Source organism: Actinoalloteichus caeruleus DSM 43889 (assembly GCF_000429185.2).
GTDB lineage: Bacteria > Actinomycetota > Actinomycetes > Mycobacteriales > Pseudonocardiaceae > Actinoalloteichus_B > Actinoalloteichus_B caeruleus.
Genome location: NZ_AUBJ02000001.1, coordinates 4,614,622 through 4,630,345, shown reverse-complemented (window position 1 = coordinate 4,630,345; position 15,724 = coordinate 4,614,622). Strand labels below are relative to the sequence as shown.

Sequence of the window (15,724 nt, the reverse complement as noted above, 5' to 3'; positions counted from 1 at the left end):
GCATGTGATCCACATCTCCCCCGGCGCGGGTTCAGCGTATTGACCGTCAGCATCCGACTGGATACGTTCAGTGAAGTAATCCGTTGCTGACTTCTGGCTGACCGATCGCTGACCGGTCCTCGACGCCTTGGACACCCAACCGACGCGTTCCCCGCACCGATCCTGCCGAGCCGGGACGGACCGAGCCAGCTCGACCCCACAACAACCGTGCCGCCGGGCCGTGATCTCGGCCCGGGGACCTCCCCTGCCCGCGTACCGACCGCCGCCGACCGCCTCAGGAAAGGACCGTTCCGTGCGAGTGCTGTGCAGCGTCACCGGTTCCCCCTCCCACGCCCGAGCCATGCTCCCGGTGGCCAGCGCGGTGGCCAGAGCCGGCCACCAGGTGCTGGCGGTGGTTCCCGCCGCGCTCACCCACGTGTTCGCGGGCGAGAACTTCCCGGTCAGGGCGGTCCTGGGGCCGATCGAGGACATCCTGCGGGATCAGCTCGCCAGCGGTGAACTGACCCTTGACCAGCTGACGGACGCCACGGTCATGATCCGGGAGTTCGTCGGCGGACCCCAGGTCACCCGCAACGTCGGCACCATCCTGCCGATCGCGCGGGAGTTCCGCCCGGACCTGGTGCTCCGGGACGGCACCGAGTGCGCCGGGATGCTGGTGGCCGAGGCGCTGGGCGTGCCCCAGGTGTCCGTCCCCAGCGGAGGGGGCAACCTGGTCGACCCGGTCGGCCTCGTCGACCACCTCAACCGGCGGCGCCGGGAGATCCACCTGCCCGAGCAGGGCCCGGACGCGCTCTACCGGCACGGCCGGCTGGACTGCGTCCCCCACCGCTACACCTTCAACACCCATGACGTGCCGCCCGCGATCGCCTACCGGCAGCCCGACACCGTCGCCGACCGGGAGGCGCTGCCCAGCTGGGTGTCCGAACTCGACCCCACCCGCCCACTGGTGTTCGGAGCGGTCGGCACGGCGCTCTCGATGGTCCTCGACGCTCCGCCCCAACCCGGCCTCGAGGACACGCCCCCCATGCGCGATCCCGCCGAGGGGCTGCGCGCCATCATCGAGGGGCTGGGACGGCTCGACTGCGCCGCGATCGTGTCCACCGGAGGTGTGCCGCTCCCGGACATCCCCCACCCGTCCAACGTCCACGTCGTCACCGGGATCGCGCAGCCGCTGCTCCTCCAGTGCGCGGACCTCTTCGTGACCCACGGCGGTTACAACAGCATCCGGGAGTCGTTGCGGGCCGGCGTGCCCATGGCCGTCGTCCCGCAGTTCGGCGACCAGCCGGTGAACGCCGACCGCGTCGCGGAACTCGGTCTCGGTCGCCACGTGGTCGAGCAGACCGCCGACGGCGTCGCCTCCGCCTGTTCCGACCTCCTCACCGACCGCACCACCACCGGCACGGTGCGAGCCGCGCAGCGGGAGATGCTGGCGCTACCCCACGTCGACCAGGTCGTCCGCCGCCTCGAGGAGATCGCAGCCGGGGCCGGTCAGGTCCACGCCGCCGACCAGGCCGACACCGCCGTCGGCGCCGGCAGGGGGTGAGGGCGTGACGCGCACCAGCACACCGCCCGACGACCAGGGCCAGCCACCCCGGATCACCGTGATCGGCGCCGGTTACCTCGGCGCCACCCACGCCGCCTGCATGGCGGCACTCGGCTTCCAGGTCCTCGGCGTCGACGTCGACTCCGAGCGGGTCGACCGGCTCGGCCGCGGCGAGGTGCCCTTCCACGAACCGGGGCTGCCCGAGTTGCTCTCCACGCAGGTCGCGGAGGGACGACTCCGGTTCACCACCTCCCTCGCACTGGCGGCCGAGTTCGGTGACACGCACTTCGTGTGCGTGGGCACCCCGGAACTCCCCCGCGGGTACGGGGCGGACCTGTCCCAGGTCGTCACCGTGATCGAGATGCTGGGTCCCCTGCTCACGCGTCCGTGCCTCGTGGTCGGCAAGTCGACGGTCCCCGTCGGGACCGCCGAACCGCTCGCCCGCCGCCTCGCCGAGCTGTCCCCCGTCGGTGAGCACGCCAGGCTCGCCTGGAACCCGGAGTTCCTGCGCGAGGGCCACGGGATCCAGGACACCCTTCGACCCGACCGCCTCGTCTTCGGCGTCACCGACGACGTGGCGGAACGGGCGCTGCGTCGCGTGTACGCGCCGCTGCTGGCCGACACCCCCGAACGCCCGGCGACTCCCGTCGTGGTCTGCGACCTCCCGACCGCGGAGTTGGTGAAGGTCGCGGCCAACGCGTACCTCGCCACCCGGCTGTCCTTCGTCAACCTCGTCGCCGACGTCTGCGAGGCCAGCGGAGCCGACGTCGTCCCCCTCACCCGCGCCCTCGGGCTCGACCCCCGCATCGGCGACCGCTTCCTCGGGGCGGGACTGGGTTACGGGGGCGGGTGCCTGCCGAAGGACCTCCGGGCGTTCACGGCCCGCGCCGAGCAGCTCGGAGCGGGCCGGGGGGTGGAACTGCTCCAGGCGGTCGACCAGATCAACGTGGAGCGCCGGAGCCGGACCGTCGCCCTCGTGCGCGAGGAGCTGGGTGGGGAGGTCACCGACGCCAGGGTCGCCGTGCTGGGAGCGGCCTTCAAACCCCACTCGGACGACGTCCGCGACTCGCCCGCGCTCACCGTCGCCGCCGATCTGCACCTGCACGGAGCCCGGGTCGCGGTGCACGACCCGCACGCGTTGACCAACGCGCGACGGGAGCTGCCCACGGTCGACTACGCGGACTCCGCGTACGAGGCGGCGACCGGGGCCGACATCGTCCTGCACCTCACCGAGTGGCCCGAGTACGCGGCGCTCGACCCGGACCGGCTGCGGCGCCTCGTGCGCCGGCCGACGCTGCTCGACGCCAGGAACACCCTCGACCGGGATCACTGGACCAGGGCTGGTTGGTCGGTGCGTTCCCTCGGGCGTCCCCGCCATCCGGGCAGCCCGGCGCCCGGGTCCCTCCAGCACCGCCGCGCCATCGGAACCGGGCACCACGGCGGGGCGGGCAGCCCGACGGTGGGGGGTGCCGCTCGGGAGACGTGACGAGCGCCGCCCACTCCGTCAGCCCGAACCGGACCGGAAGGAGGTGTGAGCGCGTGGCCGACACGGCGCGACCCGCCACCAGCCCGCGACCAGGGCACCAGTACGACCACCGCCAGGTGTTGCGGGTGCTCTCCGGCCTGCTGATCGGGATGTTCCTGTCCGCGCTGGACCAGACCGTGGTGGCGACCGCGATGCGCACCATCGCCGACGAGCTGCACGGTCAGACGATCCAGGCGTGGGCGACCACCGCCTACCTCGTCACCGCCACCGTCGCCACCCCGCTGTACGGCAAGCTGTCGGACCTCTACGGGCGCCGACCGGTCTACCTCGCGGCCATCGGCATCTTCCTGCTCGGTTCGCTGCTCTGCGGCCTGGCCGCCTCCATGCCCCAGCTGGCCGCCTTCCGCGCCGTGCAGGGGCTCGGCGGAGGCGGGCTGTTCTCCCTGGCGTTCGTCATCGTCTCCGACCTGGTGCCCCCCAGGGAACGGGGCCGGTACCAGGCCTACTTCATGGCGGTCTTCGGGTCGGCCAGCCTGCTCGGCCCCGTGGTCGGCGGCCTCTTCGCGGGTGCCCCGGACTTCCTCGGCCTCGCGGGATGGCGATGGATCTTCCTCATCAACGTGCCCATCGGGATCGTCGCCGTCCTCGTCGTCCACCGGGTGCTCGACCTACCCGTTCCCGGCGGTGGCGGACGGGTGGACTACCTCGGCGCGGTGGCCCTGGTGGTGGCCGTCGTCCCCCTGCTCACCGTCGCCTCCCACGGACGGGAGTGGGGGTGGGGCTCCCCCACGTCCGTCCTGCTGTACCTGGTGGCCGGGTTCGGCCTCCTCGCCTTCGTCCTGGTGGAACGACGCTCCCGCGACGTCGCGCTCCTGCCACCGCACCTCTTCCGCATCCGCACCTTCGTCCTGGGCAACGTGCTCAACGTCCTGGTGGGCATGGCGATGTTCGGGAGCCTCGCCGTGCTTCCCCTCTACCTCCAGATCGTGCGGGGTCACTCGGCGATGGTCGCCGGGCTGCTGCTCCTCCCCCAGACACTCGGGAACGTGGTGGCCACGATCATCGTGGGACACCTGATCACCGCGACGGGCCGGGTACGCCGCTTCGCCGTGTTCGGCTCCGCGACCAGCGCCCTCGCGCTGGCGCTGCTGAGCACGGTGCGCACCGACACCCCCCTCGCCCTGGTCGGCCTCCACGCGCTGCTCCTCGGCGTCGGCGTCGGTGTCGCCATGCAGACGCTCACGCTCATCGTGCAGATCGGCGCGCCACGGGCGGATCTCGGGTCCGCCACCTCCTCCAGCCACTTCTTCCGCCAGATCGGGGGTTCCGCCGGAACGGCCGTCCTGCTCTCGGTCCTCTTCGGGCTGGTCGGCGGAAGGCTGGAGGACTCGTTCGCGGCAGCGCGCGCCGACCCGGACTTCGCCCGGCACCTCACCGAGCCAGCCGTCACCGGGGACCCGGACAACCGCCCGGTGCTCGACGCGGTGACCGAGGACGGCCGGCTGCTGCTCGACCTGGACAACACGGAGTTCCTGGCCACCGTGGACCCGGTGCTGGCCGCCCCCGTGCTGGCGGCCTTCGCCTCGGCCGCCGCCACCGCCTTCCTGGTGGGCGCGGTGGCCGCGGTCCTGGCGTTCCTGGTCGCGTTGCTGGTCCCGGACGCGCGGTTGGCGGGTCGCGAGGACCCGCCAACCACCCCGGTAGCCGGGGTCGACGCCGTGACCGACCCGGTCACGCCGGAGACCGAGGTCGCCGGTCGCCCCGACGATCAGGCCAGCACGAGGGAGAGGCCATAGGCGGACAGGATCGGGTTCACCGGCGCGAAGAAGGTCCGACCGCCGGTCGCGCAGTTGCCAGAACCGCCGGAGGTGACGCCCTGCGCCTGGTCGCCGGTGATGAAGGAGCCACCGGAGTCACCACCCTGCGCGCAGGCACTGGTCTGCGTCGTTCCGTAGACCGGCCCCTGCTGGTAGTTCACCGTCACGTTCAACGCCTCCACGGTGCCGCACCGCCAGCCGGTCGTCGATCCCGAGCGGCAGATCGAGGACCCGACGGGCGCCACCGAGGAACCCCGCACGAGGACGTCGTGCACGGTTCCCCAGCCGAGGACCACCGGCTCGGTCCACCAGCCGTGACCGATGCGAACCCAGCCGTGGTCGTTGCCGGGGAAGCTCGCGGCCGCGACGTTGCCCATCAGCGACCAGTCCCACCCGTGCACGGTGCTGCCCGCGCCACCGCAGTGCCCGGCCGTCACGAAACCACCGTGCACGGAGAACCCGATCGAACAACGGGTGTTGCTGTTGATGTAGTAGGGGTCGCCGCCCACCGTGCCCGCCGCGAAGGTCTCGGGCCGCTCGCTCACCTCGGTCACCGTGACCGGCCCCAGGGCCCGCGCCTCGGCGAGGAAGGCGGCGGTTGTCGAGTCGTCGGCGCCGGCGAGGACGGTGACGACGACCTCGTTCGCGGCCGGGTCGACGTACCAACTGGTCACGTCCGCCGGCGGAGCCTCCTCCTCCGCGACGGCGTTCAACTCGGCCACCACCCCGTCGAGGACGGCGGCGCTGTGCTCGACGACCTCGACGTCCACCTCGGCCGCCGCTCGGACGGCGTCGGCGGCCCCGGCATCGGTCACGCCCACGACCAGCGCCCCTCGCTCGGCGTCGAACCAGGCCCCCGCGTAGGCGGAGCCGGCGGCCTCCTCCGCCGGGTCCACCGCGTCCATCGCGGCGAACTCCTGACCCAGCCGCGTCTCCGCCTCGAGCGGGGTGATGCCGAACTCGTCGGCCATGCTCGTCAGCAGGCCGGGCGAGTAGTCCTGGCGGTCGGGGCCATCGGCGGGGCGTTCTCCGGCGGAGGCGGCCCCCACTCCGGTGAGGGTCGCGGTCACCACGGCAGCGGTGGCGACCAGGCCGGTCAGGCGAACAGGTCTCATCAGTCATCTCCTTCGTACGTGCGGGACGGTCGACCGGAACGGCCGACCGGCGGGAGAGAGGGACTGAAACGGCGACGGCGCCGCCGGCCAACGGGCCGGGGAGAACCGCCGGTTGGTGGGAGCGCCGGACGACCGGCACGACCACACCCGCCCTGAGCAGGACGAACGGCGGGTCAACCTGGATCTGACACTATTCGGATTCCACCGGCGAAGTACCTCTGAAGGACGCATCACCGCCTGCGCCGAGCACAGCACGGGAGCGGTCAAAGAAATCGGACATCGCCGCGGAGGAGCGCGTGGCGCCTCGGCGAACGGGCGACCGGTACGGGCGACCGGGCCGGACGGCCCGCCGAACCGTTCCGGGAGGACCGCCCCGCACCGGGTGGACGGCGACCAGGACGGACGCGGAGGGCGGCGCTCAGCCCGGGGAGGTGGCCTGTCCCGGCACCCGCAGCCGACGGGTCCGTTCCGCGCGCGCCGCCAGTTCGGCGTCGTCCGGGTAGTCGACCCCGGTCAACGCCAACCCGTGCGCGGGCGCCACCACGACGTCGTCGACACGGCTGGACCGGGACAACAGCGCGCCGGGCCACTCCACCGGCCTGCGACCGTCACCAACCGCCAGCAACGCGCCGACCAGGCTTCGCACCATCGAGTGACAGAAGGCGTCCGCACTCACCCTGACCTCGATCAGGTGGTGCGCGGCGGTCCCCGGTCCTCCCAACCGGTCCCACCGGAGACGTTGCAGGGCGCGGACGGTGGTAGCGCCCTCCCGCCGCCGGCAGTAGGCGGCGAAGTCGTGTTCCCCGAGCAGCCGCGCCGACGCCTCGTTCATCGCGGCCACGTCCAACGGGCGGGTCCAGGCGAGCACGTGCCGGCGGGTCAGGGGGTCACCGCCGACGGGCGAGTCGGTCAGGCGGTACACGTAGTGCCGGCACAGCGCGGAGAACCGCGCGTCGAAGTCGGGCGAGACGGCACGGGCGCCCAGCACGCGCACGTCCGGCGGCAACAGCCGGTTGACCCGCCGCGCCAGCTGGCCGGGATCGACCTCCGCCGGCAGGTCGCAGTGGGCGACCTGGCCGGTGGCGTGAACGCCCGCGTCGGTCCGGCCCGCCACGGTCAATCGCACGTCGAGACGAAGGATCATCGACAGCGAGTCCTCCAGCACCCCGCACACGGTGCGGCGGCCGGGCTGCCGAGCCCAGCCGGAGAACTCCCCGCCGTCGTAGCTGATGTCGAGGCGCACGCGAGCGAGCCCGCCACCCTGTGCGGGAGTGGCGGGCTCGCTCGGTGGTGTCGGGTGGCTCAGGACTCAGTCCTTCTTCTCGTCGGACTTGTCCTCCGCCTCGGAGGCCTTGGCCTCGTCGGCCTCGGCCGCGGTGTCCTCGGCGGGAGCCTCCGCCTTGGTCTCCTCGGCGGGAGCCTCCGTCGTGGTGTCCTCGGCCTTGGTCTCCTCGGCCTCGGACGCCGTGCTGTCGGCGAAGGTGGTCTTCCGGGCGGCCTCGGCCTCCGCGGTGACCGTCTTCTCGTTCACCAGCTCGATGACGGCCATCGGGGCGTTGTCACCCTTGCGGGGCATCGCCTTGATGATCCGGGTGTAACCGCCGTCGCGGTCGCCGAAGAAGGGGCCGATCTCGGCGAACAGCTTGTGCAGCACATCCTTGTCCCGGATGACCCGCAGCACCTCACGGCGGTTGTGCAGGTCACCGCGCTTGGCCTTGCTGATCAGCCGCTCGGCGAACGGCCGGAGCCGTTTCGCCTTCGCCTGGGTGGTCTTGATCCGGCCGTGCGTGAACAGCGACGTGGCCAGGTTGGCCATCATCAGCCGCTCATGGGCCGGGGACCCGCCGAGACGGCGACCCTTGGTTGGGGTGGGCATCGGTTGCTCCTCGGTTGCGTCCTCGCATCCACCGCGCTCGGGAGAGCGGGCGGTGGATCAGAGCTGCTCAGTCTCTGCGTAGTCCTGACCGTCGTCGTGACCGTCACCACCGTCGCCGTTGCTGGACCACCCCTCGCTGGGGTAGTCGGCGGCGGCGGCGGAGGGGTCGAACCCGGGCGGGCTGTCCTTGAGCGCCAGGCCAAGGCCGGCCAGCTTCATCTTGACCTCGTCGATCGACTTCGCCCCGAAGTTGCGAATGTCGAGCAGGTCGGCCTCGCTGCGCGAGACCAGCTCGCCGACGGTGTGAATCCCTTCCCGCTTGAGGCAGTTGTAGGAACGCACCGTGAGGTCGAGGTCCTCGATCGGCATCGCGAAGGCCGCGATGGTGTCCGCCTCGGAAGGAGACGGGCCGATCTCGATGCCCTCGGCGTCCGAGTTCAGCTCCCGGGCCAGCCCGAACAGCTCCACCAGCGTCTTGCCGGCGGACGCCACCGCGTCACGCGGCGTGATCGACGGCTTCGTCTCGATGTCGAGAGTCAGCTTGTCGAAGTCGGTCCGCTGCTCGACACGGGTCGCCTCGACCTTGTAGGTCACCTTCAGCACCGGCGAGTAGATGGAGTCGACCGGGATCCGGCCGATCTCCGCGCCGGCCTGCTTGTTCTGCACGGCGGGGACGTAACCGCGACCGCGCTCCACGACCAGCTCGATCTCGAGCTTGCCCTTGCCGTTGAGAGTGGCGATGTGCAGGTCGGGGGTGTGCACGGTGACACCGGCCGGGGGAACGATGTCCCCGGCGGTGACCGGACCAGGTCCCTGCTTCCGCAGGTACATGGTCACCGGCTCGTCCTCCTCCGAACTCACCACGAGCTCCTTGAGGTTCAGGATGACGTCGGTGACGTCCTCCTTCACCCCGGGAATCGTGGTGAACTCGTGCAGGACACCGTCGATGCGGATGCTGGTGACCGCGGCCCCCGGAATCGAGGACAGCAGCGTCCGCCGCAGCGAGTTACCGAGCGTGTAGCCGAAGCCGGGCTCAAGCGGCTCGATGACGAACCGGGAACGGGTCTCGGAGACCGTCTCCTCGGTCAGTGTCGGTCGTTGCGAGATGAGCACTTCGTCTTGTCCTTTCCCAGCGGCGCCCGCTATTTGACGCCGAGTGGATGTGGATCGCCACGGTCTGGTCGATCCACCACGGTGACCGTGCGTCCAGCACGGCCACCGTTCGCCAGTGGAGGCCTCAGTTCTTCGAGTAGAACTCGACGATCAGCTGTTCCTGGACCGGCGTGTTGATCTGTGCCCGCTCCGGCAGCTGGTGCACCAGCACCCGCAGCGTGGACGGCACGACCTGGAGCCAGGCCGGGGTGGGCCGGTCGCCGAGGGTCTCCTTGGCGATGATGAACGGCGTGGTGCCCAGCGACTTCGGCTTCACGTCGATGATGTCGAACCGCGACACCTGGAAGCTGGGGATGTTCACCTTCTCGCCGTTCACCAGGAAGTGACCGTGGCTGACGAGCTGACGCGCCTGACGCCGGGTCCTGGCCAGACCCGAGCGGTAGATCACGTTGTCGAGCCGGGCCTCCAGGAGCTGGAGCAGGTTCTCACCCGTCTTGCCCTGGCGGCGCGAGGCCTCCTCGTAGTAACGGCGGAACTGGCGCTCCAGGACCCCGTAGGTGAAGCGAGCCTTCTGCTTCTCCTGGAGCTGGAGCAGGTACTCGCTCTCCTTGATCCGCGCGCGGCCGTGCTGGCCGGGCGGGTAGGGGCGGCGCTCGAAGGCCTGGTCGCCGCCGACCAGGTCAACCTTGAGACGACGGGACTTGCGAGTCGCGGGTCCGGTGTAGCGTGCCATCTGTTCTTACTCCTCCCCGCGCCTCAGACCCGGCGCCGCTTGGGCGGCCGGCAACCGTTGTGTGGCTGCGGGGTCACGTCCTGGATGTTGCCAACTTCGAGCCCGGCGGCCTGCAGCGACCGGATCGCGGTCTCCCGGCCGGAACCGGGGCCCTTGACGAACACGTCAACCTTGCGCATGCCGTGCTCCGACGCCTTGCGGGCGGCGTTCTCCGCCGCCATCTGCGCGGCGAACGGGGTGGACTTGCGGGAGCCCTTGAAACCGACGTGACCGGCCGAGGCCCAGGCGATCACCGCGCCGGACGGATCGGTGATCGACACGATCGTGTTGTTGAAGGTGCTCTTGATGTGCGCGTGACCGTGCGCGACATTCTTCTTTTCCTTGCGCCGGACCTTCTTGACCCCGGCGCCACGGGTCTTGGGTGGCATGTCTCTCGTCTTCTCCTCAGTGCGCGCGAGGGGTTACTTGCGCCCGGCCTTCTTCTTGCCGGCCACGGTCTTCTTCGGGCCCTTGCGGGTCCGGGCGTTGGTCTTGGTCCGCTGACCACGCACCGGCAGCCTGCGACGGTGCCGAAGCCCCTCGTAGCAGCCGATCTCGACCTTGCGGCGGATGTCGGCGGCCACCTCGCGGCGGAGGTCACCCTCAACCTTGTAGTTGTTCTCGATCTGGTCCCGCAGACGCACCACGTCGTCGTCGGTCAGGTCGCCGGTCCGCATGTCCGGGCTGATCCCGGTGGCTGCCAGCAACTCCTTCGAGCGGGTACGGCCGATGCCGTAGATGTAGGTCAACGCGATCTCCATCCGCTTGTCGCGGGGAAGATCGACGCCAGCGACACGTGCCATCCGGCGCGTTCTCCTTTGTCTCTTCGCTCCAGGTCTGCTCCTCCGCCGCCCCGCGGCCGCGAGTGCGGCCCGGGCCCCGGCCCGGAGTCCGGGGGTCAGCCGTGCTCCACGCACGACAGGTCGGAGGAGATGTGTTCTTCTCTCGTCGTCTGCTCCGCGACAAGCGTCACAACGCGACGGTCACCACGTCAGGCGGTGCTCAGCCCTGACGCTGCTTGTGACGCTGGTTGTCGCAGATCACCAGGACCCGCCCGTGACGGCGAATCACCTGGCACTTGTCGCAGATCTTCTTGACGCTTGGCTGGACCTTCACGGTCGTGCTCTCCTGCTCGGACGCGTGCCCGGGACCAGCCCGGGCACCGTGGAGGTCACTTGTAGCGGTAGACGATGCGCCCACGGGACAGGTCGTAGGGCGACAGCTCCACGACTACCCTGTCCTCGGGCAGGATGCGGATGTAGTGCTGCCGCATCTTGCCGCTGATGTGGGCCAGGACTTTGTGGCCGTTCTCCAGCTCGACTCGGAACATCGCGTTGGGGAGCGGCTCGACTACGCGACCTTCGACCTCGATGGCCCCGTCTTTCTTGCCCATGTCCTCCGCGTTTCGTGACGGTGTCATTTGGCGGTCACACCGGGATGACCAGGACGAACGCGGTCTCCCGATGCCGGCGGACCACTCGCACTGCTTCCCGCGCCACTCGGACGCGCACCGACGGAACCGTCGATCACACCGAAAGGGGAGTGCCGCCCCAGGCCCGTCGAGAACCGGCCTGCCGCACGACACACGGCACGATGGAGTCAGCGCGAGGAGTGCGCCGTTGAGCCAGTGTAGCCCTTCGCGCAGGTCAGCTCCACCTGGGGCACGGCACGGCCCGGCCACGGGGGTGCCGGCGTCAGTTCGAGTACCGCTTTCCCGCCCCGCTCAGCGCCATGACGAGGATCACCGCTCCCCACGGGCCCGCCACCCACAACCACCACGGGTTCGAGGCGCCCCCGCCGGTCACGAAACCGATGAGCCAGATGGTGAAGGTGATGGCGCTGACGGAGGCCCACGCCTCGGCGGCGCGCCTCAGGTCGGACTTCGGCGGGGTGGCCGGGCACCCGCTGGTCCGCTCGGCGACATCCCCGCCGCGCTGATCCGCCAGGCCCTGCCCCGGCTCCTCCGGGGTCGCGGCGCCACCAGTCGGGTCCGGCAGGTCCTTCGTGAGCCGGTCCAGCTCCCCGTACGTCCTGGCCGCCAGCGCGTCCCGCAGGCGGGTGTCGTACTCCGACATGCTCAGCCGGCCGTCCGCCTGCGCCGCGCCCAGGCGCTCGGCGACCCGCTGGCGGTCGCCGTCCGAGGCCCGCATCTCGCTCCAGGAAACCGGCTCGCCCACTCCACCCTCCCCAGGGAACGCGCCCGCCGTGCCACTACCGGGTCACCAACCTCCCGGGGCGACCAGACGCGTGCGCCCATCGTACGTGGGAGGCGACCGCGGTGGCACCGTTCCGGCCGGCCACCCGGGCCGGCACCCGCTGGTGCGCACCTGGTGACGGCCCGCGGCGCGGGCGCCGCACCCCCGGCCAAGCGGCACCTCCGGCCGAGGAGGCCACGGCGGGGTTGGGCGGGGCGCGTCTCGGCCTCAGGAACTGCGGGGGCGGCCGATCCCGCTGGCGTAGAGGGCACCGAGCACCGCGCCGGGAGGCACCGCCACCCACACCCACCACGGGTAGACCGCGGTGCCCGTCATGTAGAGCAGGCCCCAGATGACGATGTTCGCCACCGAGGCGCTCAGCCAGATGGTCGTCAGCACCCGCATCGCGGTGCCACCCGCGCCGGGGGCGAACACCCGGCGCCGGCCCTTGGGGCGGGGCAACGGCAGATCCGCGACGACCCGGTCCAACTCGCCGGTGGTCTTCGCGTCCCACGCGGAGCGCACCCGGCTGTCGAACTCGGACAGATCGAGCAGGCCCTCGGCGTGCGCCCAGTGCAACTGGTCCTGGACCCGCTTGCGGTCAGCGTCGGACGCGCGCATGGCGTCGGCACGAATAGGCTCGCTCACGCTGACATCCTTCCGCATCCGCGAGTCGACCGGGAGCGGTTCGCGGAACTCGGTGCTCGAATCGCAACCGGTCGTCGTGGGCCGATCAGTCCTCGGCCGGCGCCGTCAACACCCACGGCCCGTCGGAGGTCAGCGCGACCGTGTGCTCCCAGTGCGCCGCCCGGGTCCCGTCGGCTGTGACCACCGTCCACCCGTCCGACAGTTCACGGGTGTCGTCCGTGCCGAGGGTCAACATCGGTTCGATGGCCAGCGCCATCCCCTCCCGGAGCTTGGGTCCCCGACCGGGCTTCCCGTAGTTGGGGATGTAGGGCTCCATGTGCATCTCGGTGCCGATGCCGTGCCCACCGAAGTTCGCGACGATCCCGTACTCGACGCCGTGCTCCTCCTGCACCCGCAGGGTCTCCAGCTCGATCGCGTGCGAGATGTCGGTCAACCGCTTCCCCGGGCGGCAGGCGGCGATGCCCGCGAGCATGGACAACCGGGTCGCCTCGGACAACCGGAGGTCGGCCTCGGACGCCTGGCCCACCGGCACCGTCACCGCCGAGTCGCCGTGCCAGCCCTCGAGGATCGCCCCGCAGTCGACGGAGATGAGGTCACCCTCCGCCAGCACCCGCGTTGTGGTGGGGATGCCGTGCACGACCTGCTCGTTCACCGAGGCGCAGATCGAGCCGGTGAAGCCGTGGTAGCCCTTGAAGGACGGGACGGCGCCAGCCTCCCGGATGTGGGTCTCGGCGATCTCGTCGAGTTCGGCGGTGCTGGCACCGGGGCGGACCGCCGCCCGCACCGCGGCCAACGCGCCGGCGACCACCAGTCCCGCCGCTCGCATCGCCTCCAGCTCGCCACGCGACTTGAGCTGGATTCCCCGGCTTCGCTTCAGCACGTCTCGGCCCCCGCACTCTTCGCACTCGTGCCGCCCGACGACGTCGGGCGGCACCACTCGGTCATGGAAGCGGCCGGTCCCGCGGTCGGGACCGGCCCCGCCGTCAGGAGCCCGTCACCCCGAGCGCCCGCAGCGCCCGCCCGGTGATCTCCTCGATGGATCCCAACGCGTCGATCCCCACGACCTTCGGCCGGTAGTAGTCCAGCACCGGGGCCGTGCTCCCCCGGTAGGCCGCGAGGCGGGTCCGGATCACGTCCTCGGTGTCGTCCGCACGGCCCCGGGCCAACATCCTGGTGACGACCTCGTCCTCCGGCACCTGGAACTCCAGGACCGCGTCCAGCTGGTGGCCCTGCCCGCCGAGGAACTCGGTGAGCACCTCGGCCTGGCCCACCGTGCGGGGGAACCCGTCCAGCAGGAAGCCGCCCACCGCGTCCTCCTGGCGCAGCCGGTCCCGGACCATGCCGTTGGTGACCTCGTCCGGGACGAGCTGGCCCTCGTCCAGGTAGCGCTTGGCCTCCTCCCCCAGCGGCGTCCGCTGGCTGATGTTCGCGCGGAACAGGTCCCCCGTGGAGACGTGGGGGACGCCCAGCTTCGCGCTGAGGACGGCTGCCTGCGTGCCCTTGCCCGCTCCGGGCGGGCCTACCAAGACGAGTCGCACTACCGGAGGAACCCTTCGTAGTTTCGCTGCATGAGCTGGCTCTCCACCTGCTTCATGGTGTCAAGACCGACGCTCACCATGATCAGCACCGCGGTACCGCCGAACGGGAAGTTCTGGTTCGCGCCTTCCTCGGTGATGCTCAGGAAGAAGTTCGGCAGCACCGCGACGATACCCAGGTAGATGGAGCCGGGCAGCGTGATCCTGCTCAACACGAAGCTCAGGTACTCCGCCGTCGGGCGGCCCGGGCGGATCCCCGGGACGAAGCCACCGAACTTCTTCATCTCGTCGGCCCGCTCGTCCGGGTTGAACGTGATGGACACGTAGAAGTAGGTGAAGAAGATGATCAGCGCGAAGAACAGGAGGATGTGCACCCAGCTCGACTGGGGAACGATGTAGTCGTCGATGAACCTGTTCAGCCACCCGGTGCCGTCACCGACGAGCTGCGACATCAACTGCGGCAGGTAGAGCAGGGAGGAACCGAAGATCACCGGGATGACGCCGGCCTGGTTCACCTTCAACGGCAGGTAGGTCGAGGTGCCGCCGTACATCCGCCGCCCGACCATCCGCTTCGCGTACTGCACCGGGATCCGGCGCTGGGCCTGCTCGACGAAGCAGACCGCCACGATGATGGCCAGCGCGAAGATGCAGACGACGGTGAAGACCACGCCGCCCTGGGTCTGGAGGATGCTGCTGCCCTCGGCCGGGATCCGGGCCGCGATGGAGCAGAAGATCAGCAGCGACATGCCGTTGCCGACACCGCGCTCGGTGACCATCTCGCCGAACCACATGACCAGGGCGGTGCCGGCCGTCATCACGATGACGATGACGACGAGGTTGAAGACCGACCCGTCCGGGATGACCTGGTGCGGGCAGTTGCCGAACAGCTGGCCCGACCGGGCGAGCGCCACGAACGTGGTGGCCTGCAGGACGGCGAAAGCCATCGCGAGGTACCGCGTGTACTGCGTCAGCTTCGCCTGGCCGGACTGGCCCTCCTTGCGCAGCTGCTCGAACCTGGGGATGACCACCCCGAGCAGGTTCACGATGATGCTCGCGGTGATGTAGGGCATGATGCCCAGCGCGAACAGCGAGAGCTGGAGCAGGGCGCCACCGCTGAACAGGTTCAGCAGCGAGTAGATGTTCGCGCTGCCGCTGTTCTCGATGAGTTCGAGGCACTGCCGGATGTTGGGCGAGGAGACACCAGGCGACGGAACGTTGGCCCCGAGCCGGTACACCGCGACGATCCCGAGGGTGAACAGGATCTTCTTGCGCAGGTCCGGCGTCGTGAGAGCCGCGCGGAAGGCGCTGAGCACGCGTGACCTCCTCGGCGTCGTCGGCCTCTCCGACCGACGATCTTCGTGGCCGGCGGATGCCGGCAGCATTGCGGCCTGCCGCGCAGGCAACCGGCCTCGTGCCTGCTGACACGAAGCGTGCACGACTCTAACAGCCTGCCCTGGGTTGACCACCAGTGCTGCGGGGAAACTTGTCGATCTACGGCCGGTTTCCGCGCACCGGGCGGACGGCGAGCGGCGGGGTGTCGCGTGCTCCTTCGTCCACTCGTACCAGTGGCCCGCCCACCGACTCCCACTTCCGTGTCACAAGCGGCCTCGAACCAGGGTTCGCG

17 protein-coding genes are annotated in these 15,724 nt (G+C 70.6%); 3 read left to right on the top strand and 14 right to left on the bottom strand.

The genetic code is table 11. The annotated features are described in order from the left end of the window. Positions 1-292: 292 nt before the first annotated feature. The 3 genes from G443_RS18665 to G443_RS18655 are packed head-to-tail and all read left to right on the top strand — an operon-like array spanning position 293 to position 4,825. Positions 293-1,543 carry a glycosyltransferase gene (locus G443_RS18665; RefSeq protein WP_081715541.1) on the top strand — a complete coding sequence of 417 codons (1,251 nt, stop codon included), beginning with the start codon at positions 293-295 and terminating at the stop codon, positions 1,541-1,543. A 4-nt stretch (positions 1,544-1,547) separates the two neighbouring features. Then, positions 1,548-3,029 (top strand): UDP-glucose dehydrogenase family protein, encoded by a 1,482-nt coding sequence (locus G443_RS18660; protein WP_051314135.1) that lies wholly within the window; start codon positions 1,548-1,550, stop codon positions 3,027-3,029. A 53-nt stretch (positions 3,030-3,082) separates the two neighbouring features. Continuing rightward, positions 3,083-4,825: an MDR family MFS transporter gene (locus G443_RS18655; protein WP_026419505.1), complete on the top strand. Its 1,743-nt coding sequence runs from the start codon at positions 3,083-3,085 to the stop codon at positions 4,823-4,825. On the opposite strand, the gene G443_RS18650 is transcribed toward G443_RS18655, so the two are convergent. From G443_RS18650 to secY, 14 genes are all read right to left on the bottom strand, one after another. Continuing rightward, entirely contained in the window at positions 4,798-5,961 is a 1,164-nt protein-coding gene (locus G443_RS18650) for a S1 family peptidase (protein WP_026419506.1), read from the bottom strand. The genes G443_RS18655 and G443_RS18650 overlap by 28 nt on opposite strands. A gap of 418 nt (positions 5,962-6,379) precedes the next feature. Beyond that, a complete protein-coding gene (gene truA / locus G443_RS18645) occupies positions 6,380-7,204 on the bottom strand; it encodes a tRNA pseudouridine(38-40) synthase TruA (RefSeq protein ID WP_026419507.1) in 825 nt (274 codons plus the stop codon). 66 nt (positions 7,205-7,270) lie between these two features. Further along, on the bottom strand, positions 7,271-7,837 hold the full coding sequence (gene rplQ, locus G443_RS18640) for a 50S ribosomal protein L17 (protein WP_026419508.1): 567 nt from the start codon (positions 7,835-7,837) through the stop codon (positions 7,271-7,273). Between the two features lie 57 nt (positions 7,838-7,894). After that, a complete protein-coding gene (locus G443_RS18635) occupies positions 7,895-8,950 on the bottom strand; it encodes a DNA-directed RNA polymerase subunit alpha (RefSeq protein ID WP_016698430.1) in 1,056 nt (351 codons plus the stop codon). A gap of 124 nt (positions 8,951-9,074) precedes the next feature. Continuing rightward, complete coding sequence (gene rpsD, locus G443_RS18630) at positions 9,075-9,683, bottom strand: 30S ribosomal protein S4 (protein WP_026419509.1); 609 nt, start codon at positions 9,681-9,683, stop codon at positions 9,075-9,077. 23 nt (positions 9,684-9,706) lie between these two features. Next, positions 9,707-10,111, bottom strand: a complete 405-nt coding sequence (gene rpsK / locus G443_RS18625; protein ID WP_016698432.1) for a 30S ribosomal protein S11 — start codon at positions 10,109-10,111, stop codon at positions 9,707-9,709. 33 nt (positions 10,112-10,144) lie between these two features. Beyond that, positions 10,145-10,525, bottom strand: coding sequence for a 30S ribosomal protein S13 (gene rpsM / locus G443_RS18620; protein WP_026419510.1), 381 nt, complete (start codon positions 10,523-10,525; stop codon positions 10,145-10,147). A 199-nt stretch (positions 10,526-10,724) separates the two neighbouring features. Further along, on the bottom strand, positions 10,725-10,838 hold the full coding sequence (gene rpmJ, locus G443_RS18615) for a 50S ribosomal protein L36 (protein WP_016698434.1): 114 nt from the start codon (positions 10,836-10,838) through the stop codon (positions 10,725-10,727). 55 nt (positions 10,839-10,893) lie between these two features. Then, positions 10,894-11,115, bottom strand: coding sequence for a translation initiation factor IF-1 (gene infA / locus G443_RS18610; protein ID WP_005166804.1), 222 nt, complete (start codon positions 11,113-11,115; stop codon positions 10,894-10,896). Between the two features lie 301 nt (positions 11,116-11,416). Next, complete coding sequence (locus G443_RS18605) at positions 11,417-11,899, bottom strand: DUF1707 domain-containing protein (RefSeq protein ID WP_026419511.1); 483 nt, start codon at positions 11,897-11,899, stop codon at positions 11,417-11,419. A gap of 246 nt (positions 11,900-12,145) precedes the next feature. After that, positions 12,146-12,565, bottom strand: a complete 420-nt coding sequence (locus tag G443_RS18600; RefSeq protein ID WP_026419512.1) for a DUF1707 domain-containing protein — start codon at positions 12,563-12,565, stop codon at positions 12,146-12,148. Between the two features lie 85 nt (positions 12,566-12,650). Next, a complete protein-coding gene (gene map / locus G443_RS18595; RefSeq protein ID WP_026419513.1) occupies positions 12,651-13,445 on the bottom strand; it encodes a type I methionyl aminopeptidase in 795 nt (264 codons plus the stop codon). A gap of 103 nt (positions 13,446-13,548) precedes the next feature. Next, on the bottom strand, positions 13,549-14,103 hold the full coding sequence (locus G443_RS18590) for an adenylate kinase (protein ID WP_026419514.1): 555 nt from the start codon (positions 14,101-14,103) through the stop codon (positions 13,549-13,551). Continuing rightward, complete coding sequence (secY, locus tag G443_RS18585; protein WP_026419515.1) at positions 14,103-15,413, bottom strand: preprotein translocase subunit SecY; 1,311 nt, start codon at positions 15,411-15,413, stop codon at positions 14,103-14,105. Before secY ends, G443_RS18590 begins: the two co-directional genes overlap by 1 nt. Positions 15,414-15,724 lie beyond the last annotated feature (311 nt).